This window comes from Paraburkholderia phenoliruptrix (genome assembly GCF_047325075.1).
Classification (GTDB): domain Bacteria; phylum Pseudomonadota; class Gammaproteobacteria; order Burkholderiales; family Burkholderiaceae; genus Paraburkholderia; species Paraburkholderia phenoliruptrix.
The window spans coordinates 315,223-334,508 of the sequence record NZ_CP168531.1; the positions used below are offsets into that span (position 1 = coordinate 315,223).

At 63.7% G+C, this 19,286-nt stretch carries 15 protein-coding genes and 1 tRNA gene; 8 read left to right on the top strand and 8 right to left on the bottom strand.

Annotation, left to right across the window (positions count from 1 at the left end):
• Positions 1-109: 109 nt before the first annotated feature.
• The 4 genes from htpX to def form a co-directional block, all read right to left on the bottom strand.
• Positions 110-967, bottom strand: coding sequence for a zinc metalloprotease HtpX (gene htpX, locus ACEN8U_RS13360; protein ID WP_310104664.1), 858 nt, complete (start codon positions 965-967; stop codon positions 110-112).
• Between the two features lie 104 nt (positions 968-1,071).
• On the bottom strand, positions 1,072-1,713 hold the full coding sequence (locus ACEN8U_RS13365; protein WP_310104661.1) for a LysE family translocator: 642 nt from the start codon (positions 1,711-1,713) through the stop codon (positions 1,072-1,074).
• Between the two features lie 113 nt (positions 1,714-1,826).
• Positions 1,827-2,813, bottom strand: a complete 987-nt coding sequence (fmt, locus tag ACEN8U_RS13370; RefSeq protein ID WP_310104659.1) for a methionyl-tRNA formyltransferase — start codon at positions 2,811-2,813, stop codon at positions 1,827-1,829.
• A gap of 37 nt (positions 2,814-2,850) precedes the next feature.
• Positions 2,851-3,354 carry a peptide deformylase gene (gene def / locus ACEN8U_RS13375; RefSeq protein ID WP_013586808.1) on the bottom strand — a complete coding sequence of 168 codons (504 nt, stop codon included), beginning with the start codon at positions 3,352-3,354 and terminating at the stop codon, positions 2,851-2,853.
• A gap of 242 nt (positions 3,355-3,596) precedes the next feature.
• Here def and dprA point away from each other — a divergent pair, with 242 nt between their 5' ends.
• The 3 genes from dprA to ACEN8U_RS13390 all read left to right on the top strand — a co-directional run bounded on the left by dprA (position 3,597) and on the right by ACEN8U_RS13390 (position 8,510).
• The gene (dprA, locus tag ACEN8U_RS13380) at positions 3,597-4,943 is read left to right on the top strand and encodes a DNA-processing protein DprA (protein WP_310104656.1); all 1,347 of its coding nucleotides are present in this window, start codon (positions 3,597-3,599) and stop codon (positions 4,941-4,943) included.
• Positions 4,944-5,053: 110 nt separating this feature from the next.
• Positions 5,054-5,431, top strand: a complete 378-nt coding sequence (locus ACEN8U_RS13385) for a thioredoxin family protein (protein ID WP_015001368.1) — start codon at positions 5,054-5,056, stop codon at positions 5,429-5,431.
• A gap of 394 nt (positions 5,432-5,825) precedes the next feature.
• The gene (locus ACEN8U_RS13390) at positions 5,826-8,510 is read left to right on the top strand and encodes a DNA topoisomerase III (protein ID WP_310104652.1); all 2,685 of its coding nucleotides are present in this window, start codon (positions 5,826-5,828) and stop codon (positions 8,508-8,510) included.
• A gap of 197 nt (positions 8,511-8,707) precedes the next feature.
• Here ACEN8U_RS13390 and ACEN8U_RS13395 read toward each other — a convergent pair whose 3' ends face one another.
• Both ACEN8U_RS13395 and ACEN8U_RS13400 read right to left on the bottom strand, forming a co-directional pair.
• Positions 8,708-9,811 (bottom strand): LysR family transcriptional regulator, encoded by a 1,104-nt coding sequence (locus tag ACEN8U_RS13395; RefSeq protein WP_015001366.1) that lies wholly within the window; start codon positions 9,809-9,811, stop codon positions 8,708-8,710.
• 343 nt (positions 9,812-10,154) lie between these two features.
• Positions 10,155-12,023, bottom strand: a complete 1,869-nt coding sequence (locus ACEN8U_RS13400; RefSeq protein WP_310104648.1) for a phosphoenolpyruvate carboxykinase (GTP) — start codon at positions 12,021-12,023, stop codon at positions 10,155-10,157.
• Positions 12,024-12,398: 375 nt separating this feature from the next.
• Between ACEN8U_RS13400 and ACEN8U_RS13405 the strand changes: the two genes are divergently transcribed.
• A complete protein-coding gene (locus ACEN8U_RS13405; protein ID WP_310104645.1) occupies positions 12,399-13,412 on the top strand; it encodes a D-2-hydroxyacid dehydrogenase family protein in 1,014 nt (337 codons plus the stop codon).
• A gap of 23 nt (positions 13,413-13,435) precedes the next feature.
• Here ACEN8U_RS13405 and ACEN8U_RS13410 read toward each other — a convergent pair whose 3' ends face one another.
• Both ACEN8U_RS13410 and ACEN8U_RS13415 read right to left on the bottom strand, forming a co-directional pair.
• On the bottom strand, positions 13,436-14,299 hold the full coding sequence (locus tag ACEN8U_RS13410) for a patatin-like phospholipase family protein (protein WP_015001364.1): 864 nt from the start codon (positions 14,297-14,299) through the stop codon (positions 13,436-13,438).
• Between the two features lie 53 nt (positions 14,300-14,352).
• Complete coding sequence (locus tag ACEN8U_RS13415; RefSeq protein WP_013586800.1) at positions 14,353-14,757, bottom strand: PaaI family thioesterase; 405 nt, start codon at positions 14,755-14,757, stop codon at positions 14,353-14,355.
• 199 nt (positions 14,758-14,956) lie between these two features.
• Here ACEN8U_RS13415 and ACEN8U_RS13420 point away from each other — a divergent pair.
• From ACEN8U_RS13420 to ACEN8U_RS13435, 4 genes are all read left to right on the top strand, one after another.
• Positions 14,957-15,032: transfer RNA gene (locus ACEN8U_RS13420), tRNA-Lys, on the top strand.
• 281 nt (positions 15,033-15,313) lie between these two features.
• Complete coding sequence (locus ACEN8U_RS13425; RefSeq protein ID WP_310104641.1) at positions 15,314-17,539, top strand: TonB-dependent siderophore receptor; 2,226 nt, start codon at positions 15,314-15,316, stop codon at positions 17,537-17,539.
• A 100-nt stretch (positions 17,540-17,639) separates the two neighbouring features.
• A complete protein-coding gene (locus ACEN8U_RS13430) occupies positions 17,640-18,326 on the top strand; it encodes a Fe2+-dependent dioxygenase (protein WP_015001362.1) in 687 nt (228 codons plus the stop codon).
• Positions 18,327-18,610: 284 nt separating this feature from the next.
• Positions 18,611-19,264, top strand: coding sequence for a peroxiredoxin (locus ACEN8U_RS13435; protein ID WP_310104636.1), 654 nt, complete (start codon positions 18,611-18,613; stop codon positions 19,262-19,264).
• Positions 19,265-19,286 lie beyond the last annotated feature (22 nt).

Consider the following 19,286-nt stretch of genomic DNA (forward strand, 5'->3'; position numbering starts at 1 on the left):
CGGGCCGCCGGCAGGCCTGGGCAGCCGGTGCATACCGGCTTCGCCAAACAAAAAGGCGAGTCCGAAGACCCGCCTTGATGCAACGCTTGAGCAGCCGCGCGCCCTGCGCTTATTCGAAGCGCCCCGTGCGCGCCATTTCCATCAAACGCGCGATGCGTTCTTCCGTCGCCGGGTGCGTTGAAAACAGATTGGCGATGCCGCCGCCCGACAGCGGGTTCATGATCATCATCTGCGCGGTGGCGGGATGCTGTTCCGCCGCGGGGAACGGAATACCGCTCGCATAGCGATGAATCTTGTCGAGCGCCGAGGCGAGCGCCTGCGGGTCGCCGGAAATCTGCGCGCCGCCGCGATCCGCCTCGAATTCGCGCGCGCGCGAAATCGCCATCTGGATGAGCGCGCCGGCGATCGGCGCGAGCAGCGCAACGGCAATGCCCGCGATCGGATTCGCCGGACGCCCGTTTTCGTCGCGCCCGCCGAAGAACATCGCGAAGTTCGCCAGCGCGGAAATCGCCCCGGCCATGGTGGCCGATATCGTCGAAATAAGAATGTCGCGATGCTTCACGTGCGCGAGTTCGTGTGCCATGACGCCGCGCATTTCTCGCTCGGACAGCACGCGCAAAATGCCGGTGGTCGCGGCAACCGCCGCATGCTCGGGATTGCGGCCGGTGGCGAAGGCGTTCGGCGCGTCTTCGTTGATCAGATAGACGCGCGGCATCGGCAAGCCGGCGCGCGTGGACAGCTCCCGCACCATGCGATAGAACTGCGGCGCGCTGGTTTCGTCGACTTCCTGCGCGTTGTACATGCGCAGCACCATCTTGTCCGAGAACCAGTACGAGAAAAAATTCATACCGAGCGCAATGACGAGCGCGATCGTCACGCCGCGCGAGCCGCCTATCACTCCGCCGATCACGATGAAAAGGGCCGTGATCGCGGCCATCAACATCGCGGTTTTGACCCAATTGAACATGTCTGCCACTCCTTGCCCTAACGCGGGGTTCATCTCTGTGCCGCATCATCACGGCGCCTGATTGTAAGCGAAATGTTAGATATGGGCGCGCGCGGAAAATTCAATTATCTTAATGCGGTGGCGAGCTTGATCCCCAAGCCGACAAAGGCACTGCCGACGCCGCGGTCGAGCCACTTCTTCACCGAGGGCTTGCCGGAGAAGCGCTGCGTCATACTGCCGGCGATCCACGCGACGAAGCTGTTCCAGATCATGCTCATCACCACGAACACCGCGCCGAGCGTGAGAAAGGCGAGCGCCTTCTGCTCCGCGCCCGCGGCCACGAACTGCGGGAAGAACGACACGAAGAAGAGCACCACCTTCGGGTTCAGCACATTGGTCCAGAAGCCCTGCAGGAAAAGCTGACGCAGCGACTTGGGCGCACCGGCCGCGCGTGCTTCGCCGCGGGCTTCGTCGGCGGCAGGCTTCGCGAAAATGAGGCGCACGCCGAGATAGATCAGATAAATCGCGCCGACGAACTTGATGACGGTGAACGCCGTGGCCGACGCCGCGAGCAGCGCCGTCAGACCGAACGCGCAAGCCAGTGAGTGCACGCAGCAGCCCGCCGAAATGCCGAGCGCGGACATGAGCCCGGCGCCGCGGCCCTGCGCGACGCTACGCCCGACGATATACGCCGTATCCGGCCCGGGCGTGACATTCAGCAGGAAAACGGCAACGACGAAAAACTCAAAATGGGTGATGCCGAACATGGAAATCCTCGAAAAACTGGCTGCGCAACAAGGATTCTAACGCGCGGCGTGCGCCCGGCGGGGGCCGCTCGCCATCGGCCGAACGGACGATGGCGGAGCGCCGCCGCCCCGTGTTAGTTTGCCGCCGGAAGCTGGAAACGCTGCCCCGGCGCGAGCGCAAAGCCGGCCAGGAATTCGCGCACCGGCAGACGTTTGCCGCCGGGTTTTTGCAGTTGCGTGAGACGCAGCGCGCCTTCGCCGCAGGCCACGAGCACGCCTTCGGGCGAAACGCTGATGAGCGTGCCGGGCGCCGCGGTGCTTTTCGCGTCTTCCGCGGAGGCGGCCCAGATCTTGATTGCCGTGCCGTCCTCAAGGGTCGCCATGCCGCCCGGAAACGGGTCGAATGCGCGCACCTGACGCGCCAGCGCCGCGGCCGGGCGGCGCCAGTCGAGCGCGGCTTCGTGCTTGCCGATTTTCTCGGCGTAGGTCACGCCGTCGGCGGGTTGCGGTGTAGCGCTCAGCTTGCCGCTGCGTTCCAGCTCGACGAGTGCCTCGACGATCAGCTTCGCACCGTCTTGCGCGAGGCGGTCGTGCAGGCTGGCGGTGGTGTCGTCGGCGGAAATGAGCGTGCGCGTTTCGGAGATCATGGCGCCCGTGTCGAGGCCGGCGTCCATCTGCATGAGGGTGATGCCGGTTTCGGCGTCGCCTGCCTCGATCGCGCGGTGAATCGGCGCCGCGCCGCGCCAGCGCGGCAACAGCGACGCGTGAATGTTGATGCAGCCGAACGGCGCGATATCGAGCACTTCCTGCGGCAGGATAAGGCCGTAAGCGGCCACCACCATCACGTCGTGCGGCGTGGCGCGCAACTGCTCGATGGCAGCCGCGGCCTCGGCCGGATACTTGCCCGCGCGGCGCAGCGACGGCGGCTGCGCGACAGCGAGCCCGTGCTCCACGGCGTAGCGCTTCACGGGGCTCGCCTGCAACTTCATGCCGCGCCCCGCCGGCCGGTCGGGCTGCGTGAGCACGAGCGGCACGGGAAAACCGGCACCGTGGATGGCGGCCAGCGCAGCCGAGGCGAATTCCGGCGTACCGGCGAAGACAACGCGCAACGAATGACTCATGAGCGGGAGAGGCGGCGGGTATCGGAACAGGCGCGCATCACATTGCGTGAGCGAGCTTCTTCATCTTGCTCTTGATGCGCGTCTGCTTGAGCGGCGACAGATATTCGACGAACACGCGGCCCATCAGGTGATCCATCTCGTGCTGAATGCACACGGCGAGCAAGCCCTCGCAGTCCAGCTCGAACGTTTCGCCCTTCTCGTTCAGCGCGCGCACGCGCACTTTCTCCGCGCGCTCCACATTGTCGTAAATGCCGGGCACCGAGAGACAGCCCTCTTCCGACAGCTTTTTCTCGTCGCTCGACCAGATGATTTCCGGGTTGATGAAAGCGAGCAGCTGATCGTGCGCGTCCGACACGTCGATCACGATCACGCGCTCGTGCACGTCGACCTGGGTGGCCGCGAGGCCGACGCCCGGCGCCGCGTACATGGTCTCCGCCATATCCGCGACGAGGCGGCGGATACGGTCGTTGACCTCTTCAACCGGCTTCGCAACCTTGTGCAGCCGTTTGTCCGGGTAATTGAGGATGTTCAGTAAGGCCATGATTTCGAGTGTGATTTTCGGCGCCGCTGACCGTGGGAAGGCTCGCGTTGGCCATTCGGCCAGGTTGTGGGCCCGTCGCAATACGCACACGATAGATGGTGTCGAACCGGTTCGATTCAACGCGCCCCGCGCGCAGACGACGAGCCCGCGCGGGTGGGCGCGGCGCTACCGTTATTTCGGATGATGAAAATTTTAGCATGGCGCCCGCCTGCCCGCTGGCCCTGTAGGAGGATCGACCCGCAATGCACACCTTGCCTTCAACGGAATTGGAACTTGCCGCGTGGCTGCGGCTCTCTCTCGCGCCGGGACTCAAACCCGCGGCGCTGCGCCTCTTGCTGAGCGCCTTTGGCCTCCCCGCGGCGATTTTGCAGCAGGAGCATGAAACGCTCGCCGCGATTGCCGGCGAGGCCGCGGCGCGCGCGGCGCTGGCTCCCACAGGCCCTGAATTCGATGCCCAGCTCGACGCGGTGATCGCCTGGCGGGAGCTGCCCGGCAATCAGATCGTGACGCTCGACGACCCGGCTTACCCGCCCGCACTCCTGACCATGCCCGACCCGCCGCCGCTGCTATATATAAAGGGGCGGCTCGAGCTGTTGCACAGGCGTGCGGTCGCGCTGGTGGGCAGCCGCAGCGCGACGCCGCAAGGTCTGGAAGATGCGGAACGCTTCGCGCGCACGATTTCCGCGGCAGGCGTGACCGTCGTGTCGGGACTCGCGCAAGGAATCGACGGCGCGGCGCATTGCGGCGGACTCGACGGTATCGGCAGTACGGTCGCGGTAATCGGCACGGGAGCGGATCTCGTTTATCCGTCCGCGCATCACGCGCTCGCCCGGCAGATTGCCGCACAAGGCGCCATTCTGTCGGAATGGCCGCTCGGCACGCCGGCGCGCGCCGCCAACTTCCCACAGCGCAACCGGCTGATCGCCGGGCTGGTCAGCGGCGTGCTGATTGTCGAGGCGGCCATGCGCTCGGGCTCGCTCATCACTGCGCGGCTCGCCAACGAGATGGGCCGCGACATCTTTGCGTTACCCGGCTCGATCCACGCGCCGCTGTCGCGCGGGTGTCATCGGATGATCAAGCAGGGAGCGAAGCTCGTCGAGACGCCTGACGAGGTGCTGGAGGAACTCGGGTTTGCGAAAGCAGCTCCGATTTCCGCGCCTGCGTCGCCTGCCGGGGCGGGCATTCGTGGGCGGAGGGGCGGGACCGGCGCGTTCGCCGATGTGGTGTTCCGCCAGCCCGACGATGCGTCTCACAAGGTGTCTGACAGCGCGTCGAACAGAGAGCCGGACAGCGCATCGGCAGGCTCGGCGGCCAGCGTCGACAAATACGCGGACACGGCTGCTTACGCGTCGGCGGAATCCCGCCCGGCAGCCGCCAGAACGCACGACTCACGCGCGCTGGTTCCGTCCGACCCCGACGCGCAGCGCCTGCTGGCCGCGCTAGGCCACGCGCCCACCAGCCTTGAAATTCTTGCAACGCGCACCGAGATGGACTACGCGGTCCTGCAGACGACGCTATTGCAGCTCGAACTGGCCGGCCACGTCAGTGCCCTGCCCGGCGGCCGCTATACGCGGGCAAGCCACGGCTAAGGCGCGAGGGCGGCTCGAGCGCGGCTCGGCGCTCCCGGCTCGACCACTGTCGCAGACCGGCCATGCTACATTCGCGCCAAAGCATTCGATCAAGCAACTGAGGAACCACCATGCCCGCGCTGAATCTCGACACCGACCAAGACCGGATCGCCGAGCGCGTCAACGAGCCCGACACGCTGTTCGTCGCCTGCCTCTGCGCGGAGTGGTGCGGAACCTGTCGCGAGTACCGCGAGGCATTCGACAAGCTGGCCGATCGGCATCCCGACATCTGTTTCGCATGGATCGACATCGAAACGCATGCAGATCGATTCGACGATCTCGACGTCGAGAATTTTCCGACCATCCTGATCGAAGACTCAGTAACGACACGCTTTTTCGGCACTGTTTTGCCGCAGGCAGCTATCGTCGAGCGGATGTTGTCGGACCTGACCGCGCTGCCGGGCGTGGTCGGCGCGCCGAAGTTGCGACCGGCGCTGGCGGCCGCCTGAACGCTGCCTCAGCGCCGTTTGAGCGCCGTTTGAGCGCCGTTTGAGCGCCGTTTGAGCGCCGTTTGAGCGCCGTTTGAGCGCCGTCGGATGGCCGCGCGTTGACCGCGTGCCGGCCGCTTTCGCCACTCGTCCGACAACTGCAGCCGACGCGCCGGGGCATCGCCGAAGGCTCAGCGGCACGGCCGTTGCGACCGGCGCACCGCGCGTTTGCCGCAGCTTGCCCAATTGCTGAGCGCGCAATTATGATGGCGCGCTTTTATGGCACTTGACACGCCGCTTTGGCGCCGTGTGCTATAAAGCGGTCGTTAATGGGTAGCAAGGTCGCAAACGAGGGTCGCGCCGCCTGGGCGCGCTCAAGACCACCAACCCGGATATACCAACCTCACATCGAGTCATGTCCAAAGCACTGATCATCGCCGAAAAGCCTTCCGTCGCGAACGACATCGCGCGCGCTTTGGGCGGTTTTACCAAGCATGACGAATACTACGAGAGCGACGAGTACGTGCTCTCTTCGGCAGTGGGCCATCTGCTGGAAATCGCCGCGCCCGAAGAATACGAAGTGAAGCGCGGCAAGTGGAGTTTCGCCAATCTGCCCGTCATTCCGCCGCATTTCGATCTGAATCCGATCGCGAAGAGCGAGTCGCGCCTGAAGGTGCTGACCAAGCTGCTCAAGCGCAAGGATATTGACCGCCTCATCAACGCATGCGACGCGGGGCGCGAGGGCGAGCTGATTTTCCGCCTGATCGCGCAGCACGCGAAAGCCAAACAGCCGGTGCAGCGGCTGTGGCTGCAATCCATGACGCCCGCGGCGATCCGCGACGGCTTCGCGCGTCTGCGCAGCGACGAGGAAATGCAGCCGCTCGCCGACGCCGCGCGTTGCCGCTCGGAAGCGGACTGGCTCGTCGGCATCAACGGCACGCGCGCGATGACCGCGTTCAACAGCAAGGGCGGCGGCTTTTTCCTCACCACCGTGGGGCGCGTGCAGACGCCCACGCTGTCTATCGTCGTCGAGCGCGAGGAGAAGATTCGCCGCTTCGTGCCGCGCGACTATTGGGAAGTGAAAGCGGAGTTCGTCTGCGCGGCCGGTTTCTACGAGGGCCGCTGGTTCGACCCGAAGTTCAAGCGCGACGAGTTCGATCCTGAAAAACGCGACTCGCGCCTGTGGTCGCTGCCCGCGGCGGAAACCATCGTCGCGGCCTGCCGCGGCCAGATTGGCACGGTCACTGAAGAATCGAAGCCGTCCACGCAACTCTCGCCCGCGCTCTTCGACCTCACGAGCCTGCAGCGCGAGGCGAACGGCCGCTTTGGCTTCTCGGCGAAAAACACGCTGGGCCTCGCGCAGGCGCTCTACGAAAAGCACAAGGTGCTGACGTATCCGCGGACCGACGCGCGCGCGCTGCCCGAAGACTATATGGAGACGGTCAAGCAGACGCTCGGCATGCTCAAGGAGAGCAACAACTATCTGCCGTTTGCCAAGCAGGTGCTCGACAAGGGCTGGGTGAAGCCGAACAAGCGCATCTTCGACAATTCGAAGATCAGCGACCACTTCGCTATCATCCCGACGCTGCAAGCGCCGAAAAATCTGTCCGAGCCCGAACAGAAGCTGTACGACCTGGTCGTGAAGCGCTTCCTGTCCGTGTTCTTCCCGGCAGCCGAGTTCCGCGTGACGACGCGTATCACCGAAGTCGTCGGTCATCACTTCAAGACCGAAGGCAAGGTGCTCGTCGAACCGGGCTGGCTGCAAATCTACGGCCGCGAGACCGGCGGTGAAGACGCCAACCTCGTGCCGGTGCAGAAGGACGAGAAGGTCAAGACCGACAAGATCGCCGCGCAGCAGCTCGTGACGAAGCCGCCGGCACGCTATAACGAAGCCACCTTGCTCTCGGCGATGGAAGGCGCAGGCAAGCTCGTGGAAGACGACGAGCTTCGCGAAGCCATGGCTGCAAAAGGGCTCGGTACGCCGGCTACGCGCGCCGCCATCATCGAAGGGCTGTTGGGTGAGAAGTATCTGATTCGCGAAGGCCGCGATCTCATTCCGACCGCGAAGGCATTCCAGTTGATGACGCTTCTGCGTGGCCTCGGCGTGAAGGAATTGACCGCGCCCGAACTGACCGGCGAGTGGGAATACAAACTGTCGCAGATGGAACGCGGCAATCTGCCGCGCGACGCGTTCATGCAGGAAATCGCCCGCATGACGCAGACCATCGTGAAGCGCGCGAAAGAGTACGACTCCGACACGATTCCCGGCGACTACGCGACGCTGCAAACGCCGTGTCCGAATTGCGGCGGCCAGGTGAAGGAGAATTACCGCCGCTTCGCGTGTTCAAAGTGCGAGTTCTCCATTTCGAAGATTCCAGGCGGCCGCCAGTTCGAGATCGAGGAAGTCGAGGAACTGCTGAAGAACAAGACGATTGGGCCGCTGTCGGGTTTCCGCAGCAAGATGGGCCGGCCGTTCTCGGCGATCCTCAAGCTTTCACTCGACGACGAAATCAAGAACTACAAGCTCGAGTTCGACTTCGGTCAGGACGCGGGCGGTGAAGACGGCGAACCGCCCGACTTCTCCGATCAGGCGCCGGTGGGTGCGTGTCCGAAGTGCAAGGGCCGCGTGTTCGAGCACGGCATGAGCTACGTCTGCGAGAACTCGGTCGCGAATCCGAAGACGTGCGACTTCCGCTCCGGCAAGGTCATCCTGCAACAGGAGATTGCCCGCGAGCAGATGGCGAAGCTGCTCGAAGAAGGACGCACCGACCTGCTGACGAACTTCAAGTCGTCGCGCACGGGCCGTAACTTCAAGGCGTTCCTCGTCAAGCAGAACGACGGCAAAATCGGCTTCGAATTCGAGAAGAAAGAGCCGTCGGCCAAGACGGCTGCGAAGACGGCGGCGGCGAAATCGGCAGTGAAATCGGCAGCAAAAGCCGGCGGCCCTGAGTTCGAATCCGATGACGACGAAGCACCGGTCGCGGTGAAGGCCGCGCCGGCCGCGAAAAAGGCCGCTGCGAAGAAAGCACCCGCGACAAAGACGGCAGCAGCAAAGAAGGCGCCGGCCAAAAAGACGGCGGCTCGCAAAACCGGCTCGTAATCGGTTGGATACGAGCGCGAGGCGCGCCGGGCCTGCCAAGCAGGTCCGGCCGCGTGCGCTACACCACACCGCTCAGAACAAAAAAGCGCGATCACCTATGAGGTGACCGCGCTTTTTTTCATGGGTTCGGCAACGCGCCGGGTCTTGCGCGCACTGCGCACTGCGCACTGCCCACTGCCCTGCACGCAAGGTTGCCTTTACAGCGGCGTCAACGCCGCGGGCCGCGAGCGGTTCGCCGGCTTGGCCAACGTCTTCGGCACCGGCGAGAGCTCGCTGTCCAGGAGACGCGACAGCGGTTCTGCGCCGTCGAACGCTTCGGGCGGCATGGAAGCATCCGCTGCTTCGAACGACGCCGGCGCCGCCGGATGTCCTACGCCGTCCTTGATCCACTGCTCGCCGAGCAGACTATTCGGGGTCTGGCTGAAATGCTCGACCAGATGATCGATGAACGTGCGGACCTTGGCCGGCAAATGGCGCCGGCTCGGATACGCGATGTTGATCTCGACTTGCGGCAAACGGTAGTCGCCGAGCAGGCGCACCAGCCGGCCGCGCGTCATGTCGCGTCCGATCAGATAGCTCGGCAGAATCGCGATGCCCATGCCGAGCAGCGCAAACTGACGCAGCATCTCCGTATTGTTGGCCACGATCACATTCGACGGACGCACCCGAACTTCGCCTTCTGGACCGGTAAACACGCGCTCGTCGCCCCAATACTCCGAGGGCAGGCTCAGGCACGGATGCTCGAGCAGATGCTCCGGACGCGTGGGCGTACCGTGCTTCTCCAGATAAGCCGGCGTCGCGCACACGGTCATGCAGCCCGTGGTCAGGCGCCGCGTGACGATGCTCGCGCTGCGCATTTGCCGCGCGATCACCACGCCGACGTCGAAACCTTCTTCGACCAGATCGACCTGGCGGTCGACGAGCGTGACGTCAGGAATGACTTTCGGATAACGCTCGGCGTACGTTTGGAGAACGGGCGCGAGGTTATGCAGGCCGAACACGACCGGCGCGACAATGCGCAACGTGCCGACGGGTTCGTGATTGCGCGCGACCACCATCTGTTCGACGTCTTCGAGTTCGTCGAGAATCTGGCGCGCGCGTTCGAGATACACCTGACCCGATTCGGTCAGCGACAAACTGCGGGTTGTACGGTTGAGCAGTCGCGTGCCAAGACGCCCTTCGAGGTCGGCAACGTGACGGGTGGCAACTGCGTTGGAGATATCCATCGCGCTCGCAGCGCGGGCAAAACTGCCGAGATCCGCCACTTTGACGAAAACTCGCATCGACTGCAAATGATCCATATGACAACTCCTGCCGTGTTACGGCTTCCTGACAATTGGTGATAACCATTGGAAGCGAACTAGGGATTCTCCTACGACTCGCGCAATCGTGCAGAAGTTGCCCGCAAAAGCGGAAATCTCGTCAAATTTCGTGCGACTGTGCGCCCAAATGTGGGGCAGGAGCGTCGATTGTTCCGCGACACGAAACAATTTGCTGCGGCGCAGCTTGCGGCAGGGCATGGTTCGAACAGATGCAACGTGGACCGCGTGCGCGCGCTTCGGCCTCGCATCGCACCGCGACGGCTGCCGCCAAAACAAAAGCCGCCCGAAGGCGGCTCCTGTAGCGTAGTGAGTACTCACATGGTCAGGCTGCGAGCTTGCTCTCCAGCTGACTCTTTGCCTGCGTCAGCGCGGGCGGCAGGCCTTGCTGCAACGTGTCAAAGAGTTCGCTGTGCAGCGCGAGTTCGGCGCGCCACGCTGCGTCGTCGACGGAAATGACCTGTTCGAACTGCTCGCGGCTGAACTCCAGACCGTTCCAGTCGATGTCCTCATAATGCGGCGATACACCGAACGCATGCTCCTCGCCCTGCGCAGTGCCCTCGATGCGGCCGACCATCCAGCCGAGCACGCGCATGTTCTCGCCGAAGCCGGGCCAGACGAATTTGCCGTCGGCGCCCTTGCGGAACCAGTTGACGCAGAAGATTTTCGGCAGCTTCGCGTTCAATTGCTGCAAGCGTTCGCCCGTTTTCAGCCAGTGGCCGAAGTAGTCGCTCATGTTGTAGCCGCAGAACGGCAGCATCGCGAAGGGGTCGCGGCGCACCACGCCTTGCTGGCCGGCGGCCGCGGCGGTCGTCTCCGAACCCATGGTGGCCGCCATATAGACGCCCTCGACCCAGTTGCGCGCCTCCGTGACGAGCGGCACCGTGGTCGAACGGCGTCCGCCGAAGATGAACGCGTCGATCGGCACGCCCGCCGGATTTTCCCAGTCGGCGTCGATGGACGGACATTGCGATGCCGGCGCCGTAAACCGCGCGTTCGGATGCGCGGCCTTGCGGCCGGTTTCCTTCGCGCTCGCGGGCGTCCAGTCCTTCCCCTGCCAGTCGATCAGATGCGCGGGCGGCTCGTCGGTCATGCCTTCCCACCAGACGTCGCCGTCGTCGGTCAGCGCCACGTTCGTGAAAATCACGTTTTCCTTCAACGTGGCCATGGCGTTGAAATTGGTTTTTTCGCTCGTACCCGGCGCGACGCCGAAGTAGCCGGCCTCGGGGTTGATCGCGTACAGGCGGCCGTCCTTGCCCGGTTTGATCCACGCGATGTCGTCGCCGATGGTCGAGATTTTCCAGCCGTTGAGGCCCTCGGGTGGAATCAGCATCGCGAAGTTGGTCTTGCCGCACGCCGACGGGAACGCCGCCGCCACGTGGTGCTTGCGTCCCTCGGGCGAGGTCACGCCGAGAATCAGCATGTGCTCGGCGAGCCAGCCCTCGTCGCGGCCCATTGTCGATGCAATGCGCAGCGCAAAGCACTTCTTGCCGAGCAACGCGTTGCCGCCGTAGCCCGAGCCGTAGCTCCAGATTTCGCGCGTCTGCGGAAAATGGACGATGTACTTGGTCGGATTGCACGGCCACGGCACGTCTTTCGCGCCCGCTTCGAGCGGCGCGCCAACCGAATGCACGCAAGGCACAAACTCGCCGTCTTCGCCGAGCACGTCGTATACCTTGCGGCCCATGCGCGTCATGATCCGCATGTTGGTGACCACATAGGGACTGTCGCTCAGCTCCACGCCGATATGCGCGATGGGCGAGCCGAGCGGGCCCATGGAAAACGGCACCACATACATGGTGCGGCCGCGCATGGCGCCGTCGAACAAACCGTCGAGCGTGGCGCGCATTTCATCGGGCGCGACCCAGTTGTTGGTCGGCCCCGCGTCCTCGCGGCGCTCCGCGCAAATGAACGTGCGATCCTCGACGCGCGCGACGTCGGAAGGATCGGACCAGGCGAGATACGAGTTCGGACGCTTCGCGGGATTGAGCTTTCTGAGCGTACCGGCTTCGACCATCTGCGCGCACAGGCGGTCGTATTCCTCCTGCGAACCGTCGCACCAGACGATCTTGTCCGGCCTCGTCATGGCGGCCACGCGCTGAACCCAGTCGATCAGTTTCCGATGTTTGACCCACGCTGGCGCTTCTACTGACGCTTGGGCTGTGGGATGTGCCTCGAATGATGGAAGATTCATCGACTTGTCTCCGTTTGTAGGGATTGGAAAACGGTACAAGCCCGGCGACGCTGCATGCGAGAGGCATTGAACTGGTCGCGCCGGTTTTTACAAACCGACGCGCAATTGCGCAGGTCATCACGGGCTTCAATGCAGTTTGTCCGGCAAAGCCACACGGGACGGGCGTCTGCAACCGTCTGTAAAGCGGCTTGCCTCAACACGCAACAAACTGTTAAAAACGATGTCAATCGGCCTTGCCGTAGCGCTGTCGTTCTACGCGGCAGTTTCTACGGTAAGCCATTCAGCCAGACCGGCATGTGACCTGGGTCACATGGTGGGACAGTCAGCATAACACTCCGTTCCCGCACCACTACGGTGCGGCGCAAGATACATACCATGAAGATTGCCATCCTCGACGACTATCAGGACGCCGTACGTAAGCTCGACTGCTTTCAATTGCTGGCCGATCATGAGGTCAAAGTTTTCAACAACACCGTCCGGGGACTGGGTCAGCTGGCGAGCCGTCTTTCCGAGGTGGACGCGCTCGTGCTAATTCGCGAACGCACTCGCATCAGCTCGCAACTGCTCGATAAACTGCCGCGTTTGCGCATGATCAGCCAGACGGGCAAAGTGTCGAGCCATATCGATCTCGCCGCCTGTACCGAGCGCGGCATCGCCGTGCTGGAAGGCAGCGGCTCGCCCATCGCGCCGGCCGAACTTACGTGGGCTCTCATCATGGCGGCGCAGCGGCGCATTCCGCAATACGTGGCGAACCTTAAGCAGGGCGCCTGGCAGCAGTCCGGGCTGAAGACGTCCGCGTTGCCGCCTAACTTTGGCTTGGGCCAGGTGCTGCGCGGCCAGACGCTCGGCATTTGGGGCTATGGCAAGATCGGGCGGCTCGTCGCCGGCTATGGCAAGGCCTTCGGCATGAATGTGCTGATCTGGGGCCGCGAGCATTCGCGCGAAGCCGCGCGTCAGGACGGCTATGGCGTAGCGGAAAGCCGCGAAGCGCTGTTCGAGCAGAGCGACGTGCTGTCGCTGCATCTTCGTCTGCACGACGACACGCGGGGCATCGTGAAGCAGGAAGACCTGATGCGCATGAAGCCGACTGCTTTGCTCGTGAACACGAGCCGCGCCGAGCTGCTCGACGACAACGCGCTCGTCAACGCGCTGTCGCACAACCGGCCGGGCATGGTGGCCATCGACGTGTATGAAAGCGAGCCGATTCTGCAGGGCTACAGTCTGCTGCGCATGGAGAACGTGATCTGCACGCCGCATATCGGCTACGTGGAGCGCGAGAACTATGAGCTGTACTTCAGCGCCGCGTTCAAGAACATTCTTGCTTTCGACGCCGGCGACACCGCCAGCGTGGCCAATCCCGAAGCGTTGCAGGGCGGACGCCGGCGCTAGCGGGGTTGGCGCCGGCGCTCACCTCAGGCGGCAAATTCCTGCAGATCCGGCATGCGCTGGAGGAAGGTCTCGCCGTCCGCGCGGCCGAGATTGTAGGCATGCACCATCTGCGACGGGCTCGTGTAGTCCCAGCTCGAAATCGGGACTTTGCGCGACGGCTGCACATACAGCCGTTGCTGCACGCCGTGCGGGACGACGAACATCTGCGGCCGCGGATAAAGGCGCGTCACCATGACGAGCACATTGCCGGGCGCGTCGGCGTCGAGCGCGCCGACGGGGACGTTGTCGACCATGCCGCCGTCGAGCACCGGCCGGCCGTTGCGCCGCAAGACCGGCGTGAAAGGCGGCGTGCTCGACGACTGCAGGATCAGATCGGCGAGATCTTCGACAGTCGCACAATCTTGCGCGCGCACGAACTCGGGGTGAAAACCGAGCGTCTGGCCAAGCGTGGGGTGGAGCGTCTTGCGCACATATTTTTCGATGTTGTACGCGATAAGCCCCGCGGCGACCGCGCTGCGCGCGCCGAGCCAGCGCGGCAGGTGCGACACGCCAATGCGAATTTCGGGCGCCTCAGCAAGCGACGAAAACTTCTCGCCGTAGATGTCGAGCAGCGCCTGGCGATAAATGCGGTAATGCGGAAACACCGACTGACCGCGTAGCAGATTGCCCCAATACGCGTTGCGCGAGTTGTGACGCAGCGCGTTTTCGTAGTAGCGCATGACCCATTCGGAATCGCGCGTGTAGAGCATGCACGCGGTGGCGGCGCCCGCCGAAATGCCGGTGATGACGCGCGGACGGATGCGCAACTCCGGCTGCACGACGTCCCAGAAACCCGCCTGCCACCAGCAGCGATTGCCGCCGCCGGCGAATACGACCTGATCGAACATCCTCTTTTCCTTGACTGCTTTGTCATGTGCCGCGAGGCGGCCGGTATGCCGGGTTACTCGAGCAACGCGTAGGTCGTGGTCGCGTGGACGGCCATCGCGCCCGTCTCATCGAACAGTTCCACTTCGCCGAATACGAGATTGCGGCCGAGGCGCAGCACGCGGGCCGTGACCAGCACGTCGCCCTTGCGCACCGCGCGCATGAAGCTGATGTTGAGCGACACGGTAGTCATTGGTTTGAAACCGCCGAGCGCGGCCGAAATGGCGACGATCATGGCGGTGTCGGCAACCGCCATGAACACCTGACCGCAGATCACGCCGCCCGAATGACGCAGGGCGCCGGCGAACGGGAGGCGCAGCGTGGCGCTTTCTGCGTCGGCCTTGACGGGAGTGAGCGCCAACTCGCGCACCCACGGCGCGAGAACGCGGTCGAGCAGTTCGAGTGTTTCTTTGTCGTCCATGGCGATTCCCGTCGAAAGCCGCGCGGAGCAAGAGCGGCAACTGTCCGCGACATGATACCGGGACGCCGGACGCGACGTCTTTTTGAAGACAGTCGCTTTCGTTGAGGAGTTACTCCAGCTTGAGGTGGCGGTTTTTTTAAGAAATCTGCTAAAGGGGCTTGGCAAGGTCGGAAAGTTACTGCATAATTTCGCTTCTGTTGGGGCGTTAGCTCAGTTGGTAGAGCAGCGGACTCTTAATCCGTAGGTCGAGTGTTCGAGTCACTCACGCCCCACCAAAGAATTTGAAAGGCCGGTCAGCGAAAAGCTGATCGGCCTTTTTGCTTCGCACCTCCCCGCCGTCCCCAACCCCACCACACAACTCCCATCCCTCCGTTACCGATGCGTAACAAATTATTGCGAACGATTATCATCCATGCAATGATACTGATTCTCATTTGAGAACATGACGACGGGCCCACCATCCCTTGCGGCACACTCCGGCAGTCCACCTGCCGATGCCGCCACGGCGCGGGCGTCCGTCGAATCAGAACAATAGCGACAACGACAGGGTATTGAGATGTTCCGAAACACGCCTCTCGCGGCGGCCGTTCTGGTCGCGTTCGCGACGCCGCTTTACGCTCAAACGACAGCCACGCCCGCGATCGGCGCGCTGCCCGCATCATCCGCTTCCGCGTCCCCTTCCGCCGCGAACCAGGCCGCCGATAGCGCCACGCTGCCCGCCGTCAAGGTGACGGGTCAAAGCGGCGCGCCCGCGGAATTCGCGGCTGATGTCTCGAGCGTCGGCGCCAAAGTGCCGACCGCCCTGCGCGACATTCCGCAAGCCGCCGTCGTGGTGCCGAAGTCGGTGCTGCAATCGCAGGCCGCGAGCTCGTTCACCGACGCGCTGCGCAACGTGCCGGGCATCACCATCGGCGCCGCCGAAGGCGGCCAGATCGGCAACAACATCAACCTGCGCGGCTTCTCCGCGCGCACCGACATCTACCTCGACGGCTTCCGCGACCGCGGCCAGTACTATCGCGACACGTTCAACCTCGAATCGATCGACGTGCTCTACGGGCCGTCCTCGCTCTACTTCGGGCGCGGCTCGACGGGCGGCGTCATCAACCAGGTCAGCAAACAGCCCACGTTGAAACCGCGCGCCGACGTCTCGGTGCAAGCCGGCACGCACGACCGCTACCGCAACACGGTCGACCTCGACACGCCGATCACGTCGACTTCCGCCTTCCGGATCAACGCGTTCGGCCAGGACCTCGGCTCCTCGCGCGACGTGATGAAGAGCAAGGACTACGGCGTCGCGCCGGAAGTCAAATTCGGCATCGGCACGCCGACGGAAATCACGCTGTCCGCGCTGATCCAGCATAACCGCGACCAGCCCGACTACGGCGTGCCGGCGCTCAACGGCCATCCGGCGCCGGTCAATCGCGGCACGTTCTACGGCTTCACCGACGACCGCACGATCCAGGACGTGCAGACACTCAACGCACGCATCGAACATCGCTTCAACGACAGCCTGAAACTGCGCAACCAGACGCAATTCAGCCACTACAGCACCGAAGCGCGCGCGACCAACGCGGCGTCGGTGCTGACGGGTCCGCTGCCGACGTCGACGGCACTCACCAACGGCAACTACACGAGCATCGATCCGTCGAAACTGTTCGTGAAGCTGCAAGGCAAGGACCGCAACATCAACGATCACTCGGTCTACAACTCGACCGACATCGAGGCCAAGTTCAACACCGGCTTCATCAAGCATGAAATGGTGGCGGGCGTCGACCTGAGCCACGAGACCTACAGCAACCAGAGCTTCGCGACCACCACGCCGGGCCTGACGTCGAACACGATCGCGATCGTGCCGCTCGTCGACCCTTCGTACACGACGCGTCCGTCGAACGCGAAAACGGTGGCGACGAATCTCGCGGAGTCGACCGCAAACGGCATCGGCGTGTATGCGAACGACACGGTGTCCATCGGCGAACACTGGAAGGTGGTGGGCGGCGTGCGCTGGGACCGCTACGAGGCGTCGATTCACAACTCGATCAATTCGCCTTCGTACGCCACGCAGACGAACTACTTCACGAGCGTGCGCGGCGGCGTCATCTGGCAACCGACCGACTGGCAGTCGTACTACGTGTCGTACGGCACGTCCTTCAATCCGTCGCTCGAAGCACTCACGGTGACGAACAACACGCAGAACCTCGCGCCGGAGCACAACAAGTCGTATGAAGTCGGCGCGAAGTGGGATCTGCTGAACGGCGGCCTGTCCGTCACGCAATCGCTTTTCAACATCGAAAAGACCAACGCGCGCACACTGAACGCGGACGGCAGCTACACACTCGACGGCGACGTGCGCGTGCGCGGCTACCAGCTCGGCGTCGCCGGCCACATCACGGACAAGTGGCAAGTGTTCGGCGGCTACACGTATATGGACGCGACGATTCTGAAGGCGCTCGACGGCACCGCCGGCAAAACGCCCGCGAACACGCCGCGCAACATGCTCACGCTGTGGACTACCTACGCGTTCACGCCGCATTGGGAAATCGGCGGCGGGCCGATCTACACGTCGTCGCGCTACGCCGCGAACAACAACTTCGTGCAGGTGGGCGGCTATACGCGCTGGGATGCAATGGCCGCGTATCACGCGAAAAAGTACGACGTCCAGTTCAACGTGCTGAACATCACGGACAAGAACTACTACGACGCGCTGATTCCGTCGGACGGCGGACGCGCGGTGCCGGGCAACGGCCGCACGTTCCTCGCGACGGTAAACTACCGATTCTTCTGATCGCCGCAACGCGCGATCGACGCCACGCACGCCGCGCGCCTTGCCGCTTCCCGCTTCACCAGGCAGCAAAAGGCGCGCGGTTTCGCAGGAAACTCGAACGATGATTGTCTCCATCCCCGACGTAGTCACCCCCGCCGACGCCGCCGCGATGCGCGCGCATCTCGAAGCGGCCGCGGACGCATGGGTGGACGGCCGCGCAACGGCCGGCTATCAGGGCGCGCCCGTCAAGCGCAACCAGCAGATCGCGGAAGGCTCGCCGATCGCGCTGGAAATGGGCGACAGAATCATCGCGGCGCTCGAGCGGCATCCGCTTTTTATCAGCGCCGCGTTGCCGAACAAGGTTTATCCGCCGCTCTTTAACCGCTATGAAGGCGGCATGCACTTCGGCAGCCACGTCGACGGCGCCATTCGCCTCGTACCCGGCAGCGGCGCGCGCGTGCGCACCGACCTGTCCGTCACGCTCTTCCTCACGCCGCCAGACGAATACGACGGCGGCGAACTGCTGATCGAAGATACTTTCGGCGTGCAGGAAGTGAAGCTGCCCGCCGGCCATGCCATCGTTTACCCGGGCACGAGCCTGCACGAGGTCCGGCCGGTGACGCGCGGCGCGCGCGTATCGAGCTTCTTCTGGGTGCAAAGCCTCGTGCGCGACGATACGCAGCGCGCGATGCTGTTCGATCTGGACGGTGCAATCCAGCGGCTGAACGCGTCCAATGCGGACGACGCCGCGCGCCGCACGCTCGTCGGCTGTTATCACAACCTGCTGCGCATGTGGAGCGAGACGTAACCGGCAGGCGCGGCAGATTACCTCTGCATGCTGGCTAGAGCGGCGCGCTTTTTTGTCCTACGCTTTAAGCGCGACGCGTGGCGCATCCGTGTGTTTCCGCACCACAGCAATCCGGCGAAGACGCCCGCCTTCACGCGCGTGCAAGGTCCTCCCGCGGCAAGACACCGAACCGGCTGGAGGCTGATCGTGAGTCATGCAATCGCCTGATCAAACACTCAGGCCGCCCGGGGATCGCCGCTCCGAGAATCGGCGCATTGCCCGGCGCATTCCCATGGAGGATGACGATGTCGATTCGACTTGGAGAAGAAGCTCCGGATTTCACCGCCGACACCACCCAAGGCACTGTCCGTTTCCACGAATGGATCGGCGACCAGTGGGCGGTTCTCTTTTCACATCCCAAGGACTTCACGCCCGTCTGCACCACCGAGCTGGGATACATGGCCGGCCTCAAGCCGGAGTTTGAAAAGCGCAACACGAAAATTATCGGTCTGAGCGTCGACCCGGTGAGCGATCACGAGAGATGGGTGAAGGATATCGAAGAGACGCAGGGCCACGCGGTCAACTACCCGCTCATCGGAGATGCCGACCTCAACGTCGCGAAGCTCTACGACATGATCCACCCGAACGCGAGCGGCGGCACGCGCACCGCGGCGGACAATGCGACGGTGCGCTCGGTGTTTATCATCGGGCCGGACAAGAAGGTCAAGGCCATGCTCGTGTATCCGATGAGTTCGGGACGCAACTTCGACGAAGTGCTCCGTCTGCTGGATTCGTTGCAACTGAACGCGAAGCACGCGGTCGCCACGCCGGTGAACTGGAAGCCGGGCGATGATGTCATCATTCCGACGTCCGTCTCGAACGAGGATGCCGCGAAGAAGTACCCCGAAGGCTTCAAGACCTTGAAGCCGTATTTGCGGACCGTCGCACAGCCGCGGTGAGATCGGCGGCGCTGTGAAGCCG